At 73.2% G+C, this 24,464-nt stretch carries 16 protein-coding genes and 1 pseudogene; 6 read left to right on the top strand and 11 right to left on the bottom strand.

Going from position 1 to position 24,464, the window contains the following annotated elements; genetic code table 11:
• Positions 1-112 precede the first annotated feature (112 nt).
• The 6 genes from J421_RS06085 to J421_RS06060 form a co-directional block, all read right to left on the bottom strand.
• Positions 113-1,636: a RagB/SusD family nutrient uptake outer membrane protein gene (locus J421_RS06085; RefSeq protein WP_025410282.1), complete on the bottom strand. Its 1,524-nt coding sequence runs from the start codon at positions 1,634-1,636 to the stop codon at positions 113-115.
• A 134-nt stretch (positions 1,637-1,770) separates the two neighbouring features.
• Positions 1,771-4,941 carry a SusC/RagA family TonB-linked outer membrane protein gene (locus tag J421_RS06080; RefSeq protein ID WP_025410281.1) on the bottom strand — a complete coding sequence of 1,057 codons (3,171 nt, stop codon included), beginning with the start codon at positions 4,939-4,941 and terminating at the stop codon, positions 1,771-1,773.
• 228 nt (positions 4,942-5,169) lie between these two features.
• Positions 5,170-6,237 carry an alpha-hydroxy acid oxidase gene (locus tag J421_RS06075; RefSeq protein ID WP_025410280.1) on the bottom strand — a complete coding sequence of 356 codons (1,068 nt, stop codon included), beginning with the start codon at positions 6,235-6,237 and terminating at the stop codon, positions 5,170-5,172.
• Positions 6,238-6,336: 99 nt separating this feature from the next.
• Positions 6,337-7,632: a dicarboxylate/amino acid:cation symporter gene (locus tag J421_RS06070; RefSeq protein WP_025410279.1), complete on the bottom strand. Its 1,296-nt coding sequence runs from the start codon at positions 7,630-7,632 to the stop codon at positions 6,337-6,339.
• Between the two features lie 133 nt (positions 7,633-7,765).
• Positions 7,766-9,967, bottom strand: a complete 2,202-nt coding sequence (locus J421_RS06065) for an ATP-binding protein (RefSeq protein ID WP_025410278.1) — start codon at positions 9,965-9,967, stop codon at positions 7,766-7,768.
• A gap of 713 nt (positions 9,968-10,680) precedes the next feature.
• A complete protein-coding gene (locus J421_RS06060; RefSeq protein WP_025410277.1) occupies positions 10,681-11,130 on the bottom strand; it encodes a hypothetical protein in 450 nt (149 codons plus the stop codon).
• A gap of 100 nt (positions 11,131-11,230) precedes the next feature.
• On the opposite strand from J421_RS06060, the gene J421_RS06055 reads away from it, so the two are divergent.
• A complete protein-coding gene (locus tag J421_RS06055; protein ID WP_025410276.1) occupies positions 11,231-11,815 on the top strand; it encodes an RNA polymerase sigma factor in 585 nt (194 codons plus the stop codon).
• A complete protein-coding gene (locus tag J421_RS06050) occupies positions 11,812-12,483 on the top strand; it encodes a hypothetical protein (RefSeq protein WP_025410275.1) in 672 nt (223 codons plus the stop codon). Before J421_RS06055 ends, J421_RS06050 begins: the two co-directional genes overlap by 4 nt.
• Here the strand turns inward: J421_RS06050 and J421_RS34750 are convergent.
• Positions 12,438-14,011 (bottom strand): annotated as a pseudogene (locus tag J421_RS34750) (CHAT domain-containing protein). The gene J421_RS06050 and the pseudogene J421_RS34750 overlap by 46 nt on opposite strands.
• 1,522 nt (positions 14,012-15,533) lie before the next feature.
• Here J421_RS34750 and J421_RS06040 point away from each other — a divergent pair.
• From J421_RS06040 to J421_RS06030, 4 genes are all read left to right on the top strand, one after another.
• Entirely contained in the window at positions 15,534-17,591 is a 2,058-nt protein-coding gene (locus J421_RS06040; protein ID WP_025410273.1) for a hypothetical protein, read from the top strand.
• Positions 17,592-17,708: 117 nt separating this feature from the next.
• On the top strand, positions 17,709-19,034 hold the full coding sequence (locus tag J421_RS32000; protein ID WP_025410272.1) for a hypothetical protein: 1,326 nt from the start codon (positions 17,709-17,711) through the stop codon (positions 19,032-19,034).
• Positions 19,034-19,588 (top strand): hypothetical protein, encoded by a 555-nt coding sequence (locus J421_RS06035; RefSeq protein WP_148306175.1) that lies wholly within the window; start codon positions 19,034-19,036, stop codon positions 19,586-19,588. The genes J421_RS32000 and J421_RS06035 overlap by 1 nt, the downstream gene beginning before the upstream one ends.
• Positions 19,589-19,599: 11 nt before the next feature.
• Positions 19,600-20,160 (top strand): hypothetical protein, encoded by a 561-nt coding sequence (locus J421_RS06030; RefSeq protein WP_104022320.1) that lies wholly within the window; start codon positions 19,600-19,602, stop codon positions 20,158-20,160.
• A gap of 24 nt (positions 20,161-20,184) precedes the next feature.
• On the opposite strand, the gene J421_RS06025 is transcribed toward J421_RS06030, so the two are convergent.
• The 4 genes from J421_RS06025 to J421_RS06010 form a co-directional block, all read right to left on the bottom strand.
• Positions 20,185-20,760, bottom strand: coding sequence for a hypothetical protein (locus tag J421_RS06025; RefSeq protein WP_025410269.1), 576 nt, complete (start codon positions 20,758-20,760; stop codon positions 20,185-20,187).
• A 269-nt stretch (positions 20,761-21,029) separates the two neighbouring features.
• Positions 21,030-21,428: a hypothetical protein gene (locus J421_RS06020; RefSeq protein WP_025410268.1), complete on the bottom strand. Its 399-nt coding sequence runs from the start codon at positions 21,426-21,428 to the stop codon at positions 21,030-21,032.
• Positions 21,425-22,837, bottom strand: a complete 1,413-nt coding sequence (locus J421_RS06015) for a TldD/PmbA family protein (RefSeq protein WP_025410267.1) — start codon at positions 22,835-22,837, stop codon at positions 21,425-21,427. Before J421_RS06015 ends, J421_RS06020 begins: the two co-directional genes overlap by 4 nt.
• Positions 22,834-24,414 (bottom strand): TldD/PmbA family protein, encoded by a 1,581-nt coding sequence (locus J421_RS06010; protein WP_025410266.1) that lies wholly within the window; start codon positions 24,412-24,414, stop codon positions 22,834-22,836. Before J421_RS06010 ends, J421_RS06015 begins: the two co-directional genes overlap by 4 nt.
• Positions 24,415-24,464 lie beyond the last annotated feature (50 nt).

Below are 24,464 nucleotides of genomic sequence, written 5' to 3'. Positions count from 1 at the left end.
TTTGAACCGCAGAGGACGCAGAGGGCGCAGAGGAAACCACTTTCTGTGGGTCTCCTCTGCGCCCTCTGCGTCCTCTGCGGTTCAATCGATCAGCCGGACGTCCAGCCGGACGTCACGGGCACCGCGCGAGCCCCGTCACCGGGCACTTCTCCGGATCCGGCGCCGGCGCGATGGACTGGCCGCCGGGGCCACCGAACGTGTACAGGTCGAGCTGCAGGGTGCCTAACTCGCGGCCGGGCACCGGCAGCTGCGTGAAGCTGTTCTCGGCCAGCGTCTGCCAGCCGCGCGCGTCGAAGAACGCCGTCACGCCGCTCATGCCCACGAGCTCGATCCCCTTCTCGTAGCGCAGCGCGTCCCACAGCGAGCCGCACCCGCCGTTCAGCTTGCGCGGCACGCATCCCGGCTCGTTAGGCGGCCCGTCCACCGTCACCGGCGGGAGCTGGCCGTTCGCGACGCGGGTCTTGTTGATGAGCGGCACCGCCTCGGCGGCGCGGCCGAGTCGGATGAGCGCCTCCGCCTTCAGCAGGTCCATCTCCGTCGTCGTCATCGCCGGCTGCGGGCCCGACTGCCACGAGTTTCCCGTGCCCCAGCGCAGGAAGTAGTAGTACGAGTAGCGGTACGTGCCGCGGCTCGCGGCGAAGATCGTCGCCTGCTGGTAGCCGACGTACTTGCCCGGCGTCGCCGGCCCGCCGGCGCCCTGGATGCGGCGGTCCTTCGTGCGGATCTGGAACGGTTGCCGGCTCTCGAGCGGCGTGTTCATCCAGTTGATGAAGCCGTTCGTCGAGTCGGCGGGGCCCAACAGCCAGTAGCTCGGGCGCCCGTAGTCGCTCGGCGGGCCGCTGCGCACGCGCGCCACGAGTCGCTTCCAGTCGTCCCACAGGATGTCCGTCTGCGCGACCGGCGCGAAGTCCGTCTGGATGCCGGCGTCGATGCGGCGGATCACCTCGTTCCAGTCCACCTTCGCGCGCTCGTCGCGCGAGCGCGGCGAGTAGGCGAGGAGGCGCGCGGCGAACGAGTTCGCGAGGCGCACGAACTGGTCCTTCGTCATCGCCTGGAACAGCCACGCGTCGACCGGCAGCGTGAACGACGGCGCCTTGTTCGCGTCGGCGATCGACTGGTCGAGCTCCGACACGGCGGCCTTGATCACCTCGGGGTACGGATGGAACTGCGGCTTGGTGATCGTGTCGAGCGCGAGCTTCTCGTCGACGATGAACGCCTTGTCGTAGTACAGCCCGAGGTAGCCGTGCGAGATCCCCTGGATGAACTTGCCCACGGCCTGCGTGCGCGTCGTGCGCGCCGCGTCGCCGATGACGAGCCCCGAGTCGATCGAGATGAGCGCGTCGTTCACCGACGAGATGGTGCGATAGAGCCCGTACCAGGGATCCTGGTTCACCTGGTTGCGCGAGTTCGCCGGGCTGTTGTTCCACGCCGAGCGCGGCTCGGCCGACGGCTCGAGCTGGCCGAAGTCGGCGAAGCCCGACGTGATCTCGTGCGCGACGGTGGACAGCGCCCACGCCGGATAGTCGTCGTGGCCGGCCACCGGCCACCACGTGCGGAACGCGCTCGCCACGAACGACTCGGCCGACGTCGGCTGCTGCGTCGCGCGCGCGCGATCGGGCTCGTTCGGGTTCGTCACCGCGAGGTCCTGGCAGCCCGCGAGCAGGAGAGCGCAGAGCGTGGAGCGGAGAGCGTGGCGAGCGAAGTGCGCTCCACGCTGCCCGCTCCACGCTCCATGCTCGGTGTCTCGAACGACAATGGATGTATGACGCATCAGAACTCCACCTGCACGGAGCCGGTAATGGTGCGGTAGCGGGGGTAGCCGAACGAGTCGAGCTTGATGACGGTCGGGCGGTTCGACGCGCTCACCTCGGGGTCGTAGCCCTTGTAGTCGGTGAACGTGAGCAGGTTGCGCCCGATGAGCGACAGCGACGCGCCGCGCGCGCCGACGCGCGACAGCGCGCCCATCACGTTGCGCGGCAGCTTGTAGCGCACCGACAGCTCGCGCAGCTTCACGAACCCGCCGTTCTCCACGAAGTAGTCCGTCGGCGCGTTCGCCGCGTACAGCGCGACGTAGTAGTCGATGGGCTTCTTCAGATCCTGCGGCTTGCCCGTCTGGTCCACGTCGGCGCTGCGGCCGTACTGGTACATGCGCTGGTTCGTCTGGTTGTAGACGTTCCCGCCGGCCTGGACGTCGACGAGCCCGAAGAACGTGAAGTCGCGCCAGCCGACGTTGTTCGACACGCCCCAGTGGAAGCGCGGCGTGCCGTCGCCGATCTGGACGAGCGCCGCGTTCCCGGCCGCGTCCTTCGCCGTGATCGGCATGCCCCAGCCGTAGTTGCTCGTGCCGATCGTCGTCGACGTGCCCCACAGCTTCTTCGACTCACCCTCGGTGAACTGGTTGCCCGGGCCGACCCACACGAGCAGCCCCTCGTCGTTGCGCTGGAACTCCGTCGCGCGCGACGCGGCGTCGGCCGGCAGCTCGCCCGCGCCCTTGATGAAGCGGAAGCCGTACATGCTGCCCAACGTCGTGCCTGCGCACCGGTACGCGATCGTCTGCGTCGTGTAGCACGGCACGTCGAGCTGCGTGATCTCGTTGCGCGACCGGTCGGCGACGAGGCCCAGGCGCCAGTTCAGGTTCTTGCCGCGGAAGATCTGCGCCTCGATCGTGCCCTCGATCGTGTTGCCGTCCACCGTGCCGGCGTTGCGCCACTGCGTGGTGTAGCCGTAGAAGCCGGCGAGCGGCACCTGCAGCAGCTGGTCGGTGACGTGGTTCTTCGCGTACGAGAGCTGGAGCGAGTAGCGCTCCTTCCAGATCGCGTCGAGCCCGATCTCCGTCTCCCGCGCCAGCTCCGGCTTCAGGAACTTGTTGCCTAACGTGACCTTGCGCAGACCGCCGCCGGTCGTGAACTCGAGCGTCTCGAACTGGTCCTCGAAGTCGGGGCGTCCGCCCGCGGTGCCCTGCGAGGCGCGCAGCTTGAACTCGCTGAACCCCTTGATCGGGAACCACTTCTCCTCGGCCAGCCGCCACGCGGCGCTGGCGCGGTAGTACGTGTTCCACCGCTCCTCGGGGCCGAACAGCGACGAGCCGTCGCGGCGCACGAGGCCGTCGAAGATGTAGCGCCCCTTGAGGTCCGCGCCTAACGTCCCGAAGTAGCCGTTCGAGCGGATCTCCTCCACCGTCGCCGTCGGGAAGAAGCGCTGCGTCGCGTTCTCGAGGCTCTTCACGCCGGGGACGGCGAGGTTGGTGCCGTTCGCCGTGAGCACGTTGTTGTTCTCGCGCTCCATGAGCGCGCGCAGCGTGCTGCGCAGCGTGAGCGCGCCGAACTTGTGCAGCAGGTTCGCGCTCACCGCCGCGTTCAGCGCGTCGGTCGTGCCGTTCGTCTGCGTGATCTCACCCGGGCCGCCGCTCGCGAACCCCTCGGTCTTCACGCCCTGGTCGAGGAAGAACGTGTTGAGCCGGTCGGAGCGGTCGTAGCTCACGTTGCCGTCGACCGTGAGGAAGCCCAACGGCGAGTAGTGCGCCTCGATGCTCCCCTGCGTGCGCGCGCGCTTGCGGCGGCGCTGCTCGGTGGCGAGCACGTACAGCGGGTTCTCCTCGCGCCCCTCCGTTGGATCGCCCTGGAACAGGTACGGCGTGCCGTCCGGATCGGGCGTGCGCAGGTCGACGTCGGGCGCCTGGTTGATGAGATCGAAGAACGTGTCGCCGTAGAGATCCGCGCGGTTCGACCGGCTGTGATAGCCGCTCACCGACAGCCGCAGGTTGTCGAGCGGCCGGTGGTCGAGGTTGAGGCGGATGTCGTTCTGCGCGTACTGCCCGCTGTTCAGCACCACGCCCCCCTCGCGCGAGTTCACGAACGAGAGGAACCAGTTCGTCTTCCCCGTGTTCTGCGCGAGGTTGACGGAGTTGCGGTACGTGTTGCCCGGGTGGAAGAAGCGGTTCACCTGGTCGAACACCGGGTCCGCGTACGCGACGTCCTGGAAGCGCTGGTACACGGGGCGCGCGACGCGGTGCGCGCGGTCGGTGACGTTGCCGGCGGCGTCGACGTACTGCCCCTGCGCGTTCGTCAGGTAGTAGTGGTCCTGCGCCCAGTGCATCTTGCCACCGAGCTCGTTCGAGCCGAACTCGGAGCGCACGGTGATGCGCGTGGCGCCGTTCGCGAGGTTGGAGCCGCGGCGCGTGCGGATCTGGATCACACCGCTCGACGCGCGCGAGCCGTACAGCGATGCGGCCGCGGCGCCCTTCACGACCTCCATGCTCTCGATGTCCATCGACTCGAGGTCCGCCGTCGAGCCGTCGAACGACTGGCTCAGGATCACGCCGTCGACGACGATGAGCGGGCTCGTGGACTTGTTGATGCTCGTCGGCGAGCGGAGGAGGATGTTCGTGCCGCTCCCCGGCTGGCCGCTCGGCACGATCGTGACGCCGGCGATCTTGCCCTGGATGGTCTCCACCGCGTTCGACGCCGGCACGGGCGCATTCTCGGCGTCGACGCGGCCGACGGTGAACGGCACGCGGGTGCCGCTGGTCGGGTCGACGAGGCCGGTGACGACGACGGCCTGCAGGTTCAGCGTGACGGCGCCGAGCCGCACGTCGAGCGTGGCGACGGCGCCGGCGCTCACGCGCACGGCCGCGGTCGTCGCCGGGCGGTAGCCGAGCCGCCGCACCTCGAGGATGTGCGTGCCGGCGGGAACGCCGTTGATGGTGTAGCGGCCGGCGTCGTCGGTGGCGGCGCCGAAGCGCGTGCCGGAGACGCTGACCTGAGCGGCGGCGAGCGGCCGGCCGGTGGCGGAATCGGTGACGGTGCCGCTGATGCGGCCGGTCGACGCGGGCGTCGTGGCCGGCTGCGCGGCGGCGGGCGTGGCGAGCGGCGGCGCCGCCACGGCGGCGCCGGCCGCGACGACGGCGAGGGGCAGGAGCGCGCGAGCGCGCGGGCGAGACATCGGACCTCCGTAGGGCAGGGGCGGACAAAGACACGCCGGCGGGACGGGGATCCTCTCGGACCCGTCCCGCCGGCACCCTGCTTACGGGTGAGCCCCCCGAAGCGTTCGATGTGCCCAGTACGGCGCGCCCGGCATGGCTCCGCTACGGCGTTTTCAATTCGAGGAACTTCGTGAGTTCAAGGAATTCCCTGAATTGAAAACCAAGTCCGTGGAGTCGTGACGGGCGCGTCACACCACGAGATCCCGCGCCACGTCGCCCACGCCGCCGCACCCCGCGAGCGCCAGCGCGAGCGCGAGCTCGTCGCGCAGGATGCGGAGCGCGGTGGAGACGCCCGCCTCGCCGTCGGCGGCGAGCCCCCACAGCACCGGCCGCCCGACGAGCACCGCGCGGGCGCCCAACGCGAGCGCCTTCAGCACGTCGGTGCCGCGCCGGATGCCGCCGTCGACGTAGACCTCGCCCCGCCCAGCGACCGCGTCGACGACCGCGGGGAGCGCGTCGGCGGTGGCGATCGTGGTGTCGAGCTGGCGGCCGCCATGGTTGGAGACGATCACGGCCGAGGCGCCGTGGTCGACCGCGCGCGCCGCGTCGTCGCCGCGCACCACGCCCTTCACGACGATCGGCAGGCGCGTCGACGCGCGGAGCCACTCCACGTCGCGCCAGGTGATGCGCTGGTCGAGCATCGATGCGATGTACGCGGAGAGCCCCGAGTTGCCGTCGACCGCGCCGACGGTGCCCATCCCCGCCGTGAGGTTCGCGACGGTCATCCCGTCGGGGAGCGCGAAGCCGTTGCGGACGTCGCGCAGCCGCCGCCCGAAGTACGGCGCGTCGACGGTGAGCGCGATGGCCGAGTACCCGGCGGCCTCCGCGCGCTCGAGGAACGCGCGCGTGATGCCGCGATCGCGGTACACGTAGAGCTGGAACCACCGGCCGCCGTCACCGTTCTCGCGCGCGACGTCCTCCATGAGGCACGTCGACAGCGTGCTCAACGTCATGATCGTCCCCGCCGCCGCGGCCGCGCGCGCCGTGGCGCACTCGCCATCGGGGTGCGCGAGCTTCTGGAACGCGGTCGGCGCGACGAGCAGCGGCATCGACACCGGGGTGCCTAACACGGTCGTCGCGAGGTCGCACGACGACACGTCGACGAGGCACTTCGGCCGGAGCCGGATGCGCCGCCACGCGTCCTGGTTGTCGCGGAGCGTGTGCTCCCCGTCCGCGCCGCTGTCGTAGTAGTCGAACGCCATCTTCGGCAGGCGCTCGGCGGCGATCGCGTACAGGTCGTCGATGGTGAAGATCATGGTGCGGCGGTTCTGATACGGCGGTTCTGGAACGGCGGTTCTGATGGGGCGGTTCTGGTACGGCGGGAGGTTCCGAACCGCGGCATCAGACCCGCCGTGTCAGACTTCAGCGTGCGCCGCCTCGTCCAGCGCTTCCATCGTGTCCTCGTGCGCCGGCGACTCGGCGACGAGGCGCTTCGCGTCGTCGAACGCCCGCTCGTGGCGCGAGATGACGACGGTGGCGACGGCGTTGCCGATGAGGTTCGTGATCGCGCGCGCCTCGCTCATGAAGCGGTCGACGCCGAGGACGAGCGCGATCCCCTCGACCGGCACGACGCGCATGGCGGAGAGCGTGCTCGCGAGCACGATGAACCCCGAGCCGGTGACGCCGGCGGCGCCCTTCGACGTCACCATGAGCACGGCGAGCACCGAGAGCTGCTGGCCGAGCGACAGGTCCACGCGCATCGCCTGCGCGATGAACAGCGTCGCCATCGCGAGGTAGATCGAGGTGCCGTCGAGGTTGAACGAGTAGCCGGTCGGCACGACGAGCCCCACGACCGACCGCGAGCAGCCGTACGCTTCGAGCTTCGCGATGAGGCTCGGCAGCGCGGCCTCGCTCGACGAGGTGCCCAGCACGAGGAGGATCTCCTCCTTGATGTAGGCGAGCAGCTTCCGCAGGCTGAACCCCGACGCGCGCGCGATCAGGTTCAGCACGACGAAGACGAACAGCGCCATCGTCACGTACACGTCGAGCATGAGGCGGCCTAACGGCAGCAGCGCGCGCAGGCCGAAGTTGCCGATCGTGTACGCCATCGCGCCGAACGCGCCGATCGGGGCGACCTTCATGATGATCGCCGTGATGCGGAAGAACACGCGCGACAGCCGCTCCAGCCCCGTGAGCATCGGCGCGCCCGCTTCGCCGATGCCGGCGAGCGCGGCGCCGAACAGCACGGCGAAGAACACGACCTGCAGCACGTCGCCGTTCGCGAACGCGCCGACGACGCTCGACGGCACGACGTGCGTCACGAAGTCGACGAACGACATCTCCTTCCCCGCCGTCGCGTACTTCGAGATGTCGCCCTTCGCGAGCGCGGTCGCGTCGATGCCGGCGCCGGGGCGCGTGACGTTCACGACGACGAGCCCGATCGCGATCGCGAACGTCGTCACGATCTCGAAGTAGAGCAGCGCCTTGCCGCCGACGCGTCCCACCGCCTTGAGGTCGCGCATGCCGGCGATGCCGAGCACGATCGTGAGGAAGATGATCGGCGTGATGATCATCTTCACGAGGTTCACGAAGGTATCGCCCACCGGCTTCATCGCCTTTCCCGCGTCCGGGGCGAGCGCGCCGAGCAGTGCGCCGAGCGCGATGGCGGTGAGGACCTGCGCCGTCAGGTTCTTGTAGAGGGGGCGACCCATGGAGGGATTCTAACGGCGCGCTCTTCACGGCGCGGGCGATACTGCGCTGACGATGCTGCGCCATGCACCGCAAGCAGCGCGCACAGCGCACGACTGCGCAGCACGGCGCCGTCACCAGCGTCGTTGGAAGCGGTCAGCCGGCCGTCGTCACTCGCAGGATGGTGATGCTCTCCTCCTCCGCCCGCGCGAGCATGTGGTTGATCACCTCGATCGCGCGCTCCTCGGCCGTCGCCTCGGCGCGTCGGGAGCGGCGCACGGCGGCGTGGATCTCCTCGCGCAGGATCGCGTACTCGCGCCGCATCTCCGACTCCTGCCAGCCGAGCCGCGCGCGCTGCGCGCCGTGGCGGGCGGCGATGAGGTGCTGGATCGCCGACCCGTCGCGCAACATCTCCGCCGCCTCCGGCCCGTCCTGCCCGATGACCAGCAGGCACTGCGCGACGTCGACGAGGAACGTCGAGCCGTGGTCCTCGAGCTGCGCGTCGGCCTGGCCGTGCGCGTGCGGCGTCCCGAGATCGGCGCGAAGGCGCGCGGCGTAGGTGGCGAGGATGCGCTCCGTCTCCGACACGAGCGCCTCGGAGATGTGGGCGAGCCCCGCCGCGTCCGTCGGCGTGACGTCGCTGAGCGCCGCCATCGGGTCCGTCTCCGCGACCGCGACGCTGGGCACGGGCTCCGGTGCCGTGCTCCCGCCCGGCCCGACCTCCGCCGGATCCGCGGCCGGGAGCCAGAGCACGAACGACGAGCCGAGTCCCGGCTCGCTGCGCACGGTGATCTCGCCGCCCATGAGCCGCGCGAGGTGCCGGCTGATGGTGAGGCCGAGCCCCGACCCGCCGAACTTGCGCGTGCGGCTCGCGTCCGCCTGCTCGAACGCCTCCCACACCTTGTCGAGCTGCTCACTCGCGATGCCGATGCCGGTGTCCTCGACCTTGATGAACGTCCATCCCGTCGCCGGCTCCGGCACGGCAGGCGTCCGTGCGCCGGGGCGCGGGCCCGAGCCGCACGTCACGGTCACGCGTCCACCGGCTTCGGTGAAGCGCACCGCGTTCGACAGCAGGTTGACGAGGATCTGCCGCACGCGCTCGTTGTCGCCGAAGAACGCGCGAGGCTCGCGGCCGCACGCGTTGGTCACCGCGACCGCGCGCGCGCGCGCCTGCTCCTCGACGATCTGCAGCGCCGCGGCGATGGCGGGCGCGACGAGCCCCGGCTCGCGCGCGGTGTGCATCTGCCCGGCCTCGATCTTCGCCAGATCGAGCACGTCGTTCACGATGCCGAGCAGGTGGCGGCTCGTCGCCTGGATGCGCTCGACGTAGCGGCGCGCCTGGTCGGTCAGCGCGCCGCCCATGCCTAACGCGAGCAGCTCCGCGTAGCCGATCACCGCGTTCAGCGGCGTGCGGATCTCGTGGCTCGTGTTCGCGAGGAACTGCGACTTCGCGGTGTTCGCCGCCTCGGCCGCGGCCATCGCGTGCGACAGCGCGGCCTCGCGCTCGCGCTCCCCGGTGAGGTCCTGCGCGATGTTCGAGAAGCCGACGAGCTGGCCGCCGCGGCGCAGCGCGGTGAGCACCACGCGCGCCGGGAACGCGGCCCCTCCGCGCCTAACGCGCATCCCCTCGCCGATGTACTCGCCGTGCGCGGCGGCGTGCGCGAGGTGCTCCGCGGGGGTGCCGTCCTCCGCCGAGCCCCCGTCCGGGTACAGGAAGCGCAGGTGCTCGCCGATCGCCTGGCCCGCCGTCCATCCCGTGATGCGCTCGGCGCCCTGCCCCCACTGCGTGACGATGCCGTCGGGGTCGAGCAGGAACACCGCGTAGTCGCGCACGCGCTCGACGAGGAGTCGGAACTGCACCTCCGCCGCGAGCGCGCGCTCGTGCGCGTCGGCGACCTCGCGCACGCGCTCGACGCGCTCGCCCTCGAGGCGCTTCTGCGCCGAGACGTCGCGGTAGAACACCGCGAGCCCGCCGTCGTCGGCGGGGTACGCCCGGATGTCGTGCCAGACGTCCGCGTCCTCGTAGTAGTGCTCGAACTGCACGGGCACGCGCTCGGCGACGACGCGTCGGTACTGCCGCTCCACCTCGCTGCCGACGGTCTCGGGCCACACGTCCCAGTGCACGCGGCCGACGAGCTGCGCGGAGGTGACGCCGTTCAGCCGCGCGACCTCGCGGTTCGCGTACGTGATGCGCCACTCGGCGTCGAGGGCGAGGAACGCGTCGGACATCCCCTCGATGACGGCGGTGACCCGGCGGTCGATGTCCCGCCGGTTCGCCGCCCGGCGCTCGTCGTGCCGCTCGCGCTCGTCGTCGTCGGGCTCGGAAATGGGCGTGGAACGGCTCTCGTGCGGGGCCATGCGGCGCGAAGATCCAAGTTTCGCACCAGTGCTGGGACGGCGGGGCGATGTACTGCGGGACGATGTACTGCGGGACGATCTACGGCGGGACGATCTACGGCGGGACGACCTACGGCGGGACGATCTACGGCGGGATCGGGGCGCGTTCGGAGGGATCCGATGCGCGTCGGATTGGTACGGCGGTCGGTTGCGCGTGTAGCACCTTGGGCGAAGGGGGGGGGAGCCCCCTGGGACCTAGGTACCGCGTCCGCAGTCGATCGTCCCGCCGTCAGGCGTCCCGCCGTCAGGCGTCCCGCCGTCAGGCGTCCCGCCGTCAGGCGTCCCGCCGTCAGGCGTCCCGCCGTCAGGCGTCCCGCCGTCAGGCGTCCCGCCGTCAGGCGTCCCGCCGTCAGGCGTCCCGCCGTCAGGCGTCCCGCCGTCAGGCGTCCCGCCGTCAGGCGTCCCGCCGTCAGGCGTCCCGCCGTCAGGCGTCCCGCCGTCAGGCGTCCCGCCGTCAGGCGTCCCGCCGTCAGGCGTCCCGCCGTCAGGCGTCCCGCCGTCAGGCGTCCCGCCGTCAGGCGTCCCGCCGTCAGGCGTCCCGCCGTCAGGCGTCCCGCCGTCAGGCGTCCCGCCGTCAGGCGTCCCGCCGTCAGGCGTCCCGCCGTCAGGCGTCCCGCCGTCAGGCGTCCCGCCGTAGATCGTCCCGCCGTCACTCGTAAGCGCGTCGCGCCCTTTCAGTCCCTCCGGCACCCCCAGTCCGCCACCGCGTCCACCGACACCCCGCGCTCCCGCTCCACCCCGCCCACCCCGTTCGTCACCCGCACCACCAGCTGCGCCCCCCGCCCGCGCAGCCGCTCCGCGACCTCCACGTGCAGGAACGTGAACGTCGTCGTCGCGCCGGTCGCCGGCATCGGCGCGCTCCCCTCGGCGATCAGCGTCCCCGCCGGCGGGCCGCCCGGCAGCACGAGCGCGAGACGGAGCGTCGCGATCGCGGCACGCGGCGGGGGCGCCGCGCCGCTCCAGGCGAGCGTCACGCGCAGCGCGTTGTCGCCGGGACAGAGCCGCGCCGGCGCGCCGGCACGCACCGGTACCACCTCGCGCACCGCCAGCTCGGCGGGCGCCTGCGCGCGCACCGCGGCGAGGCACAGGGGGGTGAGAAGGAACGTGCGGGCCGTGCGTTCCATGGACTGGCCGTCCGGGAATGCGGGGGGTACGGTTGACGGCGTCGACCACGTGGAGAACGCAGGGACACGCGATGCCTTCTCACCGAACGAGAGCGTGGCCATGACGACGCGACTCGGCACCGGGGCCTATGCGCTGCCGGGGCCCGACGACGCGGGGACGGCGTCGACCGCCATCGAGCGCGTGCTCGCGCGCTTCGGTGAGGTCGCGCGGCGGGCGGGTTCGGCGCACGGGTTGAGCGGGGACGACCTCGACGAGGTGCTGCAGGAGGTGCGTATCCGTCTCTGGCGCGCCGGCGCCGCGATCGGGAAGCTCGAGACGCTGACGCCGTCGTACGTCTATCGCGCCGCCGCATCGGCGGCGATCGACCTGCTCCGCCGCCGCCGAGCGCGCCGCGAGGAGCGGATCGACGACGACGCGACCACCACGTCGCTGCGGCTCGCGTTGTCCACCGACCAATCGGGCGACGACGCGCTCGTCGCCGGCGAGGTCGCGCGGGCCGTCGAGGCGTGTCTCCTCGAGCTCGTGCCGAACCGGCGGGCGGTGGTGCGCATGTACCTCAAGGGCTACGACCGCGAGGAGGTCGCCGCGCTGCTCGGCTGGAGCGAGGCGAAGACCCGCAACCTGCTGTACCGCGGGCTCGACGATCTGCGGCGGCGCCTCCTCGCGCGGGGGATCCATCCATGACTCACGACTTCACCGACGATCGCCTGCGACGCGAGTACGACGCGCTCCTGCGAGCGAGACGCACGACGCACGCGGCGCCCGCCGTCCCGCTCGACCACATCCTCGCGCTCGTCGAGGGACGCGGCGCCGAGTCGGAGCGGCTCGCGACGCTCGACGCCGTGATGGCCGACGAGGCGAGCGCGCGCGAGTTCGAGCTGCTGCGCGCGGTCGCCGCGAACCGACCGGCCACCACTACCACGACGTTCACCGCGCGGTGGTGGACGACCTACGCCGCCGCCTCGCTCGCCGCGGCGGCGGTGCTCGCCGTCGTCGCGCTCCCCGCGGCGCGCACGATGCTGGGCAACGGCGGCCGCGACGCCGGACCCGACGTCGTGCGCGAGGTCGCGCAGGGGGCCGTGCTCATCGACCCGCCGGTCGACGCGACCGCCGCGGCGAGTCGCACGTTCCGCTGGCACGCCGTCCCCGGCGCGCAGCGCTACGCGGTGGAGATCCTCACCGCCGCCGGCACGCCGGTCTTCACCACGCGCGTCGCCGACACGACCGTCACGCTCCCCGTCGACGTGCGGCTCGCGCCCGCCGTCGAGCATCGCTGGTGGGTCGCCGCGGAGATGGCCGACGGTACTCAGCGCCGCTCGCCGTTCCGCCGGCTCCGCGTGCGCGAGCGGTAGACGAGCCGCACGATCACGGCGCCTAACGCGAGCGGCGCGAGCAGCGCGCCCGCCACGGCGACGTCGGGCCCCGGCTCGCGCAGCGCGGTGCGCGAGCGGCCGTCGCCGGTGAGCGTGAACGCCGCCCACACGGCCGGCGACGTGCCGTCGGCGCGCGCGGCGACCTTCGCGCGGTGCAGCGCGTCGTCCACCCGCGCGCCGCGCGCCAGCTCCCGGTAGAAGCGCTCCACGAACGGCGCCGCCGCGCGGTCGCCGATCTGCCACAGCGTCGCCACCACGGACGCGGCTCCCGCCTCCAGGAACGGCGCGGTGAGCCCGCGCAGCCCCTCGCCGGCGAGCACCGCGCCGCCCCCGAGCGGCACGCCGACAGCACGACGAGGCTCGCGCCCACGCGCATCCCGACCAGCTCGTCCACGCCCACGCGCCCGTCGTCGCCGCCGCCCGGCGCGAGCAGCAGCGCGCTCCGCAGCAGCGACCACTCGTCCATCTGCGCGTGCGTCGCGAAGTGCAGCACGCCGACGTCGGCGAGCGCGGTGTGCCGCAGCCGCGCCTCGCTTGCCTCCGCGCCGACGAGCACCTCCGCCGACGGCGCGAAGCGCCCGATGCGCCGCGCCTCCTCCGCCGCCGCCGGCAGCCGCGGGGGCGTCGAGTCGGCCGCCGCGGCGACGCCGGTGGCGCGGTCGAGCCGCACGCCCACCGGATCGCCGAACGCGACGAGCCGCGGCAGCGGCGTGCGCGGTGCGTGCGTCCACCACGTCGCCGCCACCGACGCCGACGGCGCGAGCGTGACGTCGTACCGGTCGACGAGCGCGCGGCCGTCGCGCCCGCGCAGGAGGTCGAACGGCGCGCGGTGCAGCGGCCCGTCGGGCACGAGCACGAGGTGCCTAACGTCGTTGGGCACCCGCGCCAGCGCGCGGTCGAGGAACGCCGCGCCGAGCCGCCGCCCGAGCTCCGTGGGGTCGTCCCCCGCCGCGACAAGCCCCGCGAAGCGGTCCAGCTCCGCGAGATGGTCGTCGACCGCGTCCGCGTCGGCCGCCACGACGCCGTCGCGCGCGAGCACGAACACCGTCGTCGGCTCGTTGCCGCTCCCGGTGAGGAACACGAGCACCGCCGTCGATTCGGGGAGCACGCGCCGCACCTCCGCCTCCGTGCGCACCGCGGGCGCGTCGACGCCGCCGTCGCCGCGCGACGACAGCGACGCGCGCCGCGCGAGCTCCTCGAGCAGCACGCGCGCGCGCCGCCACTCCGACACGCGGAACGCCGCCTCCACGCGACCACCGCGCGCGATCGCGTTCACCGCCGTCGCGAAACCGAGGTCGCGGTCCCAGTCGAGCTTGTGCACCTGCACCACCGCGGCGCGCAGATCGCGCGCGGGAAGCGACGCGCGCCACCGCTCGAGCACCGACTCCGACGAGACGAGCGCGGTGACCGCGCCGTCGATGTCGCCCGCCTTCGCGCGCACCTCGGCGAGGCGCGTGAGCACGTCGGAGCGCTCGGGGAGCGCGGCCGGCGGCAGGATCGTGTCCATCGCGCGGAGCCGCGCCTGCGCTTCCACGAGCCGCCCCGCCTGCAGCGCGAGCAACGCGCGGCCGTACGTGTCCTCCTCCCGCCACGCCGTCATGCCGAGCGCGCCCGCCAGCCGCCGCGCCTCGTCGAGCTGCCGTCCCGCCTCCGCCGTGTCCCCCTCGAACAGCCCGACGTACGCGAGCCGCCCGTGCGCGTGCACGGCGAGCGATGCCGACACCGCGGGCGCGTCGCGCGCGACCTGCTCGTACGCCGCGCGCGCCGCCGTCGTCGCCCGGGCGAGCAGCGCGAGGTCTCCCTGGTGCATGCGCGCCTGCACGGCGCCCCAGCGGTCGCCCGTGCGCGCGAAGAGGTCCGACGCGGTGCGCGCGTAGACCCCCGCCGCGCCGAGGTCGCCGAGCGTCGTCGCCAGCTCGGCGAGCCCCATGGACGCCCACGACGCGGCCGCCGCCGTCCCCGCGCGCGCGCCTAACGCGAGCGCCTCGGTGAGCGCCGCGCGCCCTGCGCCGAGGTCCCCCTTCAACGAGTACAGCACGTACCCCTGCCACTGCCGCGCGATGGCGAGCCCGCCGAGGTTGCGCGACGCGCGCTGCAGCGCCGCCACCTCGTCGAACGTCGCGAGCGCGGAGTCGATCAGCGTGCGCCGCTCGTAGTCCTGCGCCAGCGCCGTCAGGCACGCCGCGGCGGCGCGCGGGTTCGCGCCGCGTCGCGCGGCGTCGGCGGTCGGGCGCGCGAGCCGCGCCACCGCGGGATCGGCCTTCCGCACGCGCGCCACGAGCACGTTGCACTCGGCGAGCGCGCGCAGCCACGCGTCCCCCGCCGGCACGGCGCGCAGCGCGGCGTCGTACACGCGGAGCGCGGAGTCCACGCCCGCCGTGCGGCTCGTCACCGCGCCTAACGCGACGAGCGCCTGCGCCTCGCCCGCCCGCGCGCCCGCCCCCTTCAGCGCGGCCGCCGCGCGCCGCAGCAGCGGCTCGGCGTCGGTGAGCCGCGCCTGCTGCGCGCGCAGCGTGCCGAGGCCGAGCAGCGCGTACGCGCCGGCGGTGGCGCCCGCGCCGGCGTCGCGCGCGAGCGCCTCGTACGCGCGCTCGGCGTCGGCGTCGCGGTACGTGAGGCGGTCCATCGTCGCGAGCGCGAGCCGCGGGGCGACGTCGCCCGCGTCGGCCTGCCGGCGCCGCGTCCACGCCGCGCGCTCCGAAGAGTCGCGCCGCCCCCCCGACTCCACCGCCGCCTGCGCGCGCCGCACGAGCGCTTCCGCGGCCTCGGCCGAGAGCGCGACTCGGGGCGGCTGTCCCGCCCACGCGTGCAGTGCGACGAGCAGTGCGACGATCATCGGGGCTCCGTCGTCGGGGCTCCGCGCTGGACGTCGGAATCTGTGGTCGAATGTACGCCCCAGCCGCGGACTGCCAAGCGTGGCGGGCCGAGTGAGAACCGGGCCCGCCGCCATGCGTTCTGACGCGGTGACGCGACGCCACCCTTCCCCGCGCCTCCCGCGTGCGCTCGCGAGTGCGTGCGCGTGCGCGACCATGCTCGGCATCCGCGTGCTCGGCGCGCAGACGGGCGCCGACGGCGCCGACTCCGCGCCGGCGCTCACCGCGGGATGGGACGTCGCTCGCTTCCAGCCGCGCGACGCGACGCTCGCGCTCGCCCTGAGCCGCCCGCTCCGCGCCGACGACGGCCGCCTCGTCGTCGTCGTCGGACGCGCCGATCTCTCGGCGCTGCTCGAGACGGTCGGCACGCGGGTGCGACTGCCGCTGCGCGGCGAGCGGCTCCCGGCCGGCGACGTCGAGGTGCGCGCGTACCTCGCGCCGCGCGACGCCCGCGCCGCGTGGGTGGAGCTCGGGCGCTTCCCTCTCAAGCTGCTGGACCGCGCCGGGTTCGAGACGCTCGCCGTGCGTCCGAAGCTCGACGTCCAGAGCGACGGGCAGCTCGACGCGCATCTCCCGCCCGACACGCCACCGACGACCCGCGCCGGCATGTACCAGGACGTGTCCCTGAACGGCGGCGTCGAGGGGACGCTGCGCCGCGGCGGCGCGGAAGCGGGGATCCAGGCGCTGCTCGTCGGCGCGTCGCGCGACCAGTCGCGGCTGCGGGCCGCGCAGCTCGGCCCGCGCGCGCCGATGCTCGACCTCGCGTCGTACGACGTGCGGCTCGCCCGCGGCGGTACGACGTTCCACGCCGGGCACCTCGCCGTCGGCTCGGCGCGGCAGCTCGTGAACCAGTTCCGCAGTCGCGGCCTGTCGCTCGACCTGTCGCGCGGCCGCGTGCAGCTCGGCCTCGCCGGCGTGGCCGGCTCGGAGCTCGTGGGGTGGGACGATCCGTTAGGCATGGCGCGGCCGTCGCACCGCGTCGTCACCGCGTCGGTCGGCGTCGAGGCGCTGAAGCGACCCGGCCTGCTGCGCCTGGAGCTCGCCGCGCTCGACGGCTCGCTGCAGCCGAAGCCGGGCTTCCTGCAGGGGAGCGTGACCGACCGCGAGCAGAGCCGCGGGGCGAGCGCGCAGATCTCCGCCGCCGACCCCACGGGACGCGTGCACCTCGCGGCGGGGCTCACGCGCAGCCGCTTCGCGAACCCGCACGACCCGACGCTCGGCGCCGACTCGATCGCGCTCGTGCCGGTGCGGCCGGAGACGCGCGACGCGCGCTTCGGCGAGCTGCGCGTCGAGGCGCTGCGCGGCGGCAAGCTGTTAGGCATCCCCACCACGCTGTCGCTCGCCGCGCGGCACGAGCGCGTGGACCCGCAGTACCGGAGCGTCGCCGCGCAGCTCCACGCCGACCGCGCGATCGACGCGCTGGAGCTCACGGGCGCCGTCGACGCGCTGCAGATCCAGGCGACCGCCGACCGCGCGCGCGACAACCTCGATCGCGTGCCGTCGCTGCTCACGACGCGCACGCGGACGCGCAACGTGAACGCGTCGCTTCCCGTCGCGCGGCTCGTGCGCGCGGCGAACGGCTGGTGGTGGCCGACGCTCACCGCGGCGGTGCAGTCGCTGCGGCAGGCGGGCGACGGCATCCCGCCGGACGGCGGCTTCCGCGGCGCGTTCCAGGTGCCCGACCAGCGCACGCGCGCCGTGACGGTCGCCGCGGCGTGGCAGCGCGGCGCCGGCACGCTCACGCTCCGCGCCGACCGCTCGTCGATCGACAACCGCCAGCCGGACCGCGAGCGCGCCGACGTCGTGACGACGGTGCGCGGGGCGACGGTGGGCCTCACCGCGTCGCCGCGTCTCACGCTCGGCCTCGACCTCGCGACGAACCTCGTGCGCGACGCCTCGACGGGCCGCCGCGCGCGCGATCGGCGCGTCGCGCTGCAGGGCGACTGGCGGCCGTTAGGCCACACGTCGCTCAACGGCACGTTCGGCCTCGCGTCGAGCGACGATCCGACCGCCTCGCGGCGCGGCCGCAACACGGACGCGCGCCTCGAGCTGTCCCAGGGCTTCGACGTGTACGCGCGGCGCGACGGCGCGTCGCAGGTGCGCGCGTTCGTGCGCTACGCGCGGAGCGGCGCCGCGCTCCGCCTCGCCGAGTCGCTGCAGCCGTCGGTGCGACAGTGGACGGTGAGCGGCGGGCTGTCGCTGCGGGTGTTCTGACAGGATGACACGGGAGAGATGACCATGCGACGCGATGGACAGGAGCTGTCGCTCTTCGGTTTGGACAGGATGGACAGGATGGACAGGATGAGACCAACACCGAGGAAAGCGCCGTTGGTGTTGTTCTCATCCTGTTCATCCTGTCCATCCTGTCGAACCACCGAGCAGAAGATCCTGTCCATCGCGTTCCTCCTGTCGCTGCTGTGCGTCCTGTCCCCGGCGCACGCGCAGATCGCCGTCAGCCCCACCGGCGTGAACGTCGCGAGCCAGGGGGCGACGACGGTGTTCCTCACGTTCGGTGGGCTGTCCGCGGACCAGGTGCCGGCGGAGGCGTTCTGGTGCGGGGAGCTGATCGACGCGCGTCCGGACGTCGGGCTGCGCTGCGATCCGTCGACGCTGTTCGGCCAGCTGCCGCTGCGGTTCGATCTCGCGCGCACGAGCGGCACCGGTGCCCTGACGGACGTGATGACGATCCCGCCGTCGGTGGCGCGGCGCGCGTGGCAGGCCGCACAGGCGGGGCGGCCGGCGGCGTTCTTCTACGTGCGCCGCTTCGTGGATCGCCGCGGCGGCCCCGACGTATTCGTCGCCGTGACGTGCCGTCTCACCGCCGGCGGCGCCGGCGTGCCGCTCGCGCTCACCGACGTGCGCCTCGCGTTCGACAGCGACGCGCCCGTCGTCGCGGTGGCGGGTGGGCCCGACGGCAGCGCGCCGCCGCTCTTCGCCGACGTGCTGTACACCGGCACCGGACGGCTGCAGGGACGGTGGGAGGTCGTGCGGCCGGGCGACGACCCGCCGTCGGAGTCGGACCTGCTGCCGGAGGCGTCGCTTCCGCTCGAGCAGCGCGGCACGCAGCGGCGGTGGGCGCCGCTCGCGCGGTTCGACGTGTTCCTGCCGCCTAACGGTCGCGTGCGCGTGCCCGGTCCCGACCCCGCATCGCTGCCGCGCGATGCCGACGGCACGTACCTCGTGCTGTTCCGCGTCGAGGCGTCCGCCGACCCGGATGCGCGCTCGGATCTCGCCGCGGTACGCGCCGGCAGCGGCGTCGTGACGAGCGGCGCCGTCGCGGGGTTCGCGCTGCCGACGCTGCGCTACGTCGTGGGCAGCGGCGCCGTGGCGGCGAGCGATGCGGGCGGCCGTGCGCTCCTGCTGCTCCAACCCGCGCTCGGCGCGGCGGCGCAGGCGGGCACGCTGCCGGCGTTCGCGTGGACGCCCGTGCCGCTCGCGCGCCGCTACCGCCTGGAGGTCGAGCGCGCCGACGGCACGGCGGTGTTCGAGGCGCTCGTCGCCGGCGACGTCGCCGCGTACCGCGCGCCGCCGGTGCTCGTCGAGCGCGCGGGCACGGGCGCGCTCCGCTGGCGGGTGCGCGCCGAGGATGCGTTAGGCCGCGAGGTGGCGCGCAGCGGGTGGCGCGCCCTCACTCTCACCACACCGGAGTCACACTGATGCGTACCCTCGCCGCGCGATTTGCTCCCCTTGTTCTGCTCGTCGCGATGCGCGCCGCCGACCTGCCGCCGCAGAATCTGCCGGTGATGGGCGGCACCGGTGGCAGCTCGTTCAGCCGCGACTGCGGCGCCGGACGTGTGCTCACCGGGTTCCGCTACCGCTCGGGGCTCGTCATCGACGCCATCGGCATCTCGTGCCGCCCCGTGCTCGCGAACGGCACGCTCGGTCCCGAGACCACCGTCGGGACGATCACCGGCGGCAGCGGGGGCACGACGGAGTTCAAGAGCTGCCGCCAGGGAACGGTGATCGTGGGGCTGCACATGTACTGGGGCTCGTACGCCATCCAGCTGCGCGGCTACTGCAACCCGTGGGACGCGACGACGCGGAAGTTCACGAACGCGGATCAGCAGGGCTTCGACATGGGAACGCTCAGCATCCCCTACTCGCGCGCCGACATGGAGTTCTGCGAGGCGAAGAGCCAGCCCGCCTCCGGCATCCGTGGGCGCTCCGGCGCGTTCGTCGACGCGCTCGGCGTCGTGTGCGACGAGCCGTGAGGACCGCGACCATGCGCGCCACATTCCACGCCCTGACGCTCGCCGTGCTGCCGCTCGCGCTGCTGCGGGCCGACGACCCGCCGCAGCTCCTGCCCGTGTACGGCGGCGCGGGCGGCACCAGCTTCTCGCACGACTGCGGCGCGCGGCACGTGCTCACGGGGCTGCGCTACCGCACCGGCCTCGTGGTCGACGCCGTCGGCATCCTGTGCCGCCCGGTGAACGCGGACGGGTCGTTAGGCCCGGAGTCGACGGTGGGCACCATCAGCGGCGGCACCGGCGGCACGACGGGGACCGTCTCGTGCCCGGCCGGCAAGGTCATCGTCCTGGCAGACCTGTCCTACGGCTCGTACGTCAGCTACATGGCGCTGGAGTGCGCGCCGTGGAGCGCGAGCCTCCGCAAGTTCACGCTGACGGCCAGCACGGGCACGGGCCTCTACGTCGGCGCGGTGCTCACCCCGCACACCGGGGAAGGGCGCGAGCAATGCGAGTCGAGCCGCCAGCCCGCGAGCGGCATCCGCGGCCGCGCCGCCGCGTTCGTCGACGCGTTGGGCCTGGTGTGCGACGAGCCGTGAGGGAGGCGCCTAACGGCGCGTCGCTCACGGCTTGCCGCAGATGACGCCCACGGCGTCGATGAACGATCCGTGGCGTCCGTAGAGGCCCACGGCCGGCTTGTCGCCGTCGTGGCACTGCGACTCGGACGCGGAGATGAGCAGGCCGATGCGCACGTTGATCGTGTAGTTGACGGCGCCGGTGTAGGCGCGTGCGGCGGGGCTCCACTGGAAGCAGCGGAAGAACAGCGAGCCGAGGCTCACGCCCGCCGTGGCGCCGTTCTGTCCGGCGACGACTCCGCCGTGGCAGTCGTCTCTCCCCGCGGTGCCGCCGTTCCCTCCCGCCATCGAGCCGACGTCGGTCCGCGGCCCCAGCGTGCCGTCGCTGCGCACCGTCGAGCACTGGATGCCGATGCCGTCGACGACCGCGCCGGTGCGCCACCGCACGCCGGTGAGCACCGAGCCCGCAGGGCAGTTCCGCGTGAACGAGTGCCCGCCGCCCGTGCCGATGAGCGGCAGGTTCTCCGCGAACGACAGGGCGCGTGCGGCGAGCGGGGTGGGCGCGAGCAGCGCGCCACCGGCGACGACGGCGGCGCCCAACGACAGAGCGACGAGCGAACGCATGAACCGGTCTCCTGAGCGGGATGCTCAGGAACGCACGATGCGGTCGGTTCGTCTCACGCCTGAACCGCTTTGCGGTGTGAATGAACCGCAGAGGACGCGGAGGGCCGCGGAGAACATCGATGGGGCGAGGGAATAGACGAGTGCCCTGGGGATCCAAGTGCGATTGAAGAGATCTCGAGATCCTCTTCATCGCCGTTGGATCCCCAGAGCACTCGCCTGTCATCTCGAACCTGTCGATTGTTCTCCGGTTCGGTTCGAAGCGCACCGGCCTAACGTCGCTCTTCCCGCGCCCGCTCGCGCCGCGCCGCCTCGTACCCGGCGAGCGGGTCGCCGGCGCCGAGCTCCCCGGGCCGCGCCTGCCCGGGACGTGGACGCATCACGAGCCACGCGATGAAGATCAGCAGCGGCGGCACGACGAGCCACAGGAGCACCGTCGTCCCCGATGCGCGCCAGTCGATGAGCGTGCGCCCCTGCGACACGATGTGCGCGACGAACCCCTGGTCGCCGAGCGACACCTGCGCCTTCGAGCTCCCCTCTGGCAGGTCGCGGATGCGGTACATGACGAGCGCCGGCCGTGCGAACGCGACCGCGGCGAGCAGCACCCAGTACGCCACCCACGCGGCGAGCAGCTGCGGCGCGCCCCAGCGCCGCGGCGACCACCACGTCACACGGCCTCCGAGATCGACGCGAAGTTGAAGTCCGCGACCTTGAGCGACGGCATCACCTGCCCCGGGCCGATCCGCTCCGCGCGCCCGATCTCCAGCACGCGGTTGAGCATCAGCAGCGGGCTCTCGTTCCAGCGGAAGTTCTTGATGCTGCGCGTGATCTTGCCGTTCTCCACGAGGAACGTGCCGTCGCGGGTGATGCCCGTGTAGCTCGCCGTGCGCGCGTCGAGCGGGCGGATGTAGAAGTTGTGCGTCACGAGCACCGCACGGTCGGTGCCGGCGATGATCTCGTCGAGCGACTTCGTGCCGCCGAGCATCTTGAGCCCCGCGCCGCCCCCACCGCCCCCACCGCCTCCGCCGCCGAAGCCGCCTCCGCCGCCGCCCGCGGCGCTCTCCGGCAGCCCGCGCTTCTGCGCCCAGAAGCGCGAGTAGGCGAGCGTCGCGAGCTTGCCGTTCTCGATCCACACGCGGCGGCCTAACGGCAGCCCCTCGGCGTCGAACGGGGCGCCCAGCAGCTCGGGATCCGTGGGGTCGGAGAAGAGCGTCACGCGCGGGTCCGCGATCTGCTCGCCGAGTCGGGTCGCGCCCGGCTCGGCACCGCGCCTGGAGAACGGGCTCCGTCCCTCCTCGGCGGTGCGCGCGTTGAACAGGCCTAACAGCAGCGGCACGAGGTCGCCCACCGCCTGCGGCTCGAGGATCACCGTGTACCGCCCCGGCTCGATGGCCACCGGGTTGCGCGACGCGACCGCCTTCTGCGCGGCGCGCGCGCCTAACGCCGCGGGATCCACGTCGGCCCACCCGCGGCCGCCACCCGACGCCCAGCCGGAGCCGGTGCCGTCGGGCGTGCGCACGGTGTTCGACAGGTTGACGTCGGTGCTCTGGTGGAACGCGAACAGCCCGCGGGACGTCGCGATCGCGCTCGCGCGCATCGCGTTCGCCTCGAGGTAGCCGGCGACGAACAGGTCCGGGCCCGACCGGCGGGCCGCGTTCACCGCGGCCGCCACCGCGTCGGCGCGCGCCGCGGCGTCGAGCGACGCGGTGCGCGCATCGAACGCCTGGATCGCGCGGTACTGCTGCGGGCCGAGCTCCGGCATCAGCTCCGGATCCTCGGGCGACAGCTTCGCGAGCCGCTCCGCGAGCTCCACGGTGCGCTTGAGGCTCGCGTCGTCGAGCACGTTCGTGGTGGACGACGCGCGGCGTTTGCCGAACGTGCTCACCACCGTCACGGTGCGGTCGTCGCCGCTCCCCGAGGTCGTGATCTCGCCGGCGGCGAACCGCGTCTGCCCGGTCCAGCCATGTCGCAGCACGACGCGCGTCTCGTCCGCGGTCGCGAAGCCGAGCACCTTCTTGGTCAGCGCCTCGGCGTCATCGCGCGGATCCGCGGCGAGCAGGCGGTAGGGCCGCATGCTCATGCCGCACCTCCCGTGGCGATGACGTTGATGTTCTTGAAGCGGGCCGCCGGGCAGCCGTGGCTCACCTGGTTCGACTGTCCCGGCTCGCCCTTCCCGTCGTTGAACGTGCCGCCGAGGAAGTACGTCGACCGGCCGCCGAGCATGTCGAGCGCGTTCCAGAACGTCGTCGTCGTGGCCTGGTAGGCGCAGTCCTTCACCATGCCCACCACCTTGCCGCCGCGGATCTCCCACGCCGCCTGGCCGCCGAACTGGAAGTTGTAGCGCTGGTGGTCGATGGAGTACGTCGCGCGGTTCGTGAACATCACGCCGCGGTCGGTCGCCGACACGATGTCGTCGAGCGAGACGTCCTTCGTGTTGGGCAGCAGCGACACGTTCGGCATGCGCTGGAACGGCACGTCGCTCCACGACTGCGCGAACGCGCACCCGTGCGACCGCTTCACGCCGGTGAGCGCGGAGATCCACGCCGCCTGCTCGCGCGTCGTCTGGTAATCCTTCACGATCCCCTTGTCGATCAGCGTCCACTCCTCGGCGGGCACGCCCTCGTCGTCCCACATCACGCGGGCGAGCGCGCCCTCCTGGGTGCGGTCGGCGCGGATGGTCATGAGCTCCGACCCGAAGCGCAGCTTGCCTAACACCTTCTCCGGCGGCGCGACGAAGCTCGTGCCCGCGTAGTTCGCCTCGTAGCCGAGCGCGCGGTCCAGCTCGAGCGCGTGGCCGACGCTCTCGTGGATCGTGAGCCACAGGTTGCGCGGGTCGAGCACGACGTCGTAGCGCCCCGGCTCGAGCGACCGCGCGGTGAGCTTCTCCGCCGCGCGCGCCGCCCACCGCTCCGCCGCGTTCGCCATGTCGAGCGACGTCACGTACTCCCAGCCGCTGCCGCGCGGCGCGAGCTCCTCGTTGTACGTCTCGAAGCCGCCGCTGCCGATCGCCGTCGCCGTGAACGTCGGCGCGACGCGGTAGAACGTCTGCGTGACGAGCGTGCCGTCGGTGGTGGCGAGCGTCTTCTCCTCGCGCAGCGCGCTCACGCTGGTGCTCGCGAAGCGGACGCCCTTCACCTTCAGCGCCGCCTCGTTCGCGGCGAGCAGCAGCGCGACCTTGTCCTCGATCGGCACGTCGATCGGGTCCACCTTCACCGGCGTCTTCCACGCGCCCTTCGCCGGCGTCACCGGCGCGAGCACGACGGGGCGCCGCTGCACGCGCTTCGCCGCGCGCGCCGTCGTCACCGATTCGGCGGCGGTCTTCCGCAGGCTCTCCTTCGACACGTCCGCGGTGGAGGCGAACCCCCACGCGCCGTCGACGAGCGTGCGGATGCCGCAGCCGAACGACTCGGAGTCGCTCACGCCGGTGACCTGTCGCTCGCGCGTGCTCACCGACTGACGGCGGTAGCGGCCGAAGCGCACGTCGGCGTAGCTCGCGCCGGCGTCCTTCGCCGCCTGCAGCGCGTACAGCGCGAGCTCCTCGACGGCGGGGTCGGTGTACGGCGCGGTGCGCGGCGGCTCGGCGAGCAGGCGCGGCGCGACGCCGGCCGTGAGCGCGGCGGCGCCGAGGGTCTTCAGGAAGTCGCGACGGTCGGTCATCGGGGCGTTGGTGGTGGTGTTCGGCTACGCGGGCGGTCACCCCAGCGTTG

Origin of the sequence: Gemmatirosa kalamazoonensis, assembly GCF_000522985.1 — a bacterium.
Lineage (GTDB): Bacteria > Gemmatimonadota > Gemmatimonadetes > Gemmatimonadales > Gemmatimonadaceae > Gemmatirosa > Gemmatirosa kalamazoonensis.
The sequence above is the reverse complement of the archived record's forward strand: the minus strand, read 5'-3'. Positions and strand labels throughout refer to the sequence as shown.

What these genes read in the sequence shown, in the direction of transcription:
- J421_RS06080 (WP_025410281.1), bottom strand. Translation starts at nt 4,941, where the DNA reads ATGTCTCGCCCGCGCGCTCGCGCGCTCCTGCCCCTCGCCGTCGTCGCG.
- J421_RS06075 (WP_025410280.1), bottom strand. Translation starts at nt 6,237, where the DNA reads ATGATCTTCACCATCGACGACCTGTACGCGATCGCCGCCGAGCGCCTG.
- J421_RS06070 (WP_025410279.1), bottom strand. Translation starts at nt 7,632, where the DNA reads ATGGGTCGCCCCCTCTACAAGAACCTGACGGCGCAGGTCCTCACCGCC.
- J421_RS06065 (WP_025410278.1), bottom strand. Translation starts at nt 9,967, where the DNA reads ATGGCCCCGCACGAGAGCCGTTCCACGCCCATTTCCGAGCCCGACGAC.
- J421_RS06060 (WP_025410277.1), bottom strand. Translation starts at nt 11,130, where the DNA reads ATGGAACGCACGGCCCGCACGTTCCTTCTCACCCCCCTGTGCCTCGCC.
- J421_RS06055 (WP_025410276.1), top strand. Translation starts at nt 11,231, where the DNA reads ATGACGACGCGACTCGGCACCGGGGCCTATGCGCTGCCGGGGCCCGAC.
- J421_RS06050 (WP_025410275.1), top strand. Translation starts at nt 11,812, where the DNA reads ATGACTCACGACTTCACCGACGATCGCCTGCGACGCGAGTACGACGCG.
- J421_RS06040 (WP_025410273.1), top strand. Translation starts at nt 15,534, where the DNA reads ATGCTCGGCATCCGCGTGCTCGGCGCGCAGACGGGCGCCGACGGCGCC.
- J421_RS06035 (WP_148306175.1), top strand. Translation starts at nt 19,034, where the DNA reads ATGCGTACCCTCGCCGCGCGATTTGCTCCCCTTGTTCTGCTCGTCGCG.
- J421_RS06030 (WP_104022320.1), top strand. Translation starts at nt 19,600, where the DNA reads ATGCGCGCCACATTCCACGCCCTGACGCTCGCCGTGCTGCCGCTCGCG.
- J421_RS06025 (WP_025410269.1), bottom strand. Translation starts at nt 20,760, where the DNA reads ATGCGTTCGCTCGTCGCTCTGTCGTTGGGCGCCGCCGTCGTCGCCGGT.
- J421_RS06015 (WP_025410267.1), bottom strand. Translation starts at nt 22,837, where the DNA reads ATGAGCATGCGGCCCTACCGCCTGCTCGCCGCGGATCCGCGCGATGAC.
- J421_RS06010 (WP_025410266.1), bottom strand. Translation starts at nt 24,414, where the DNA reads ATGACCGACCGTCGCGACTTCCTGAAGACCCTCGGCGCCGCCGCGCTC.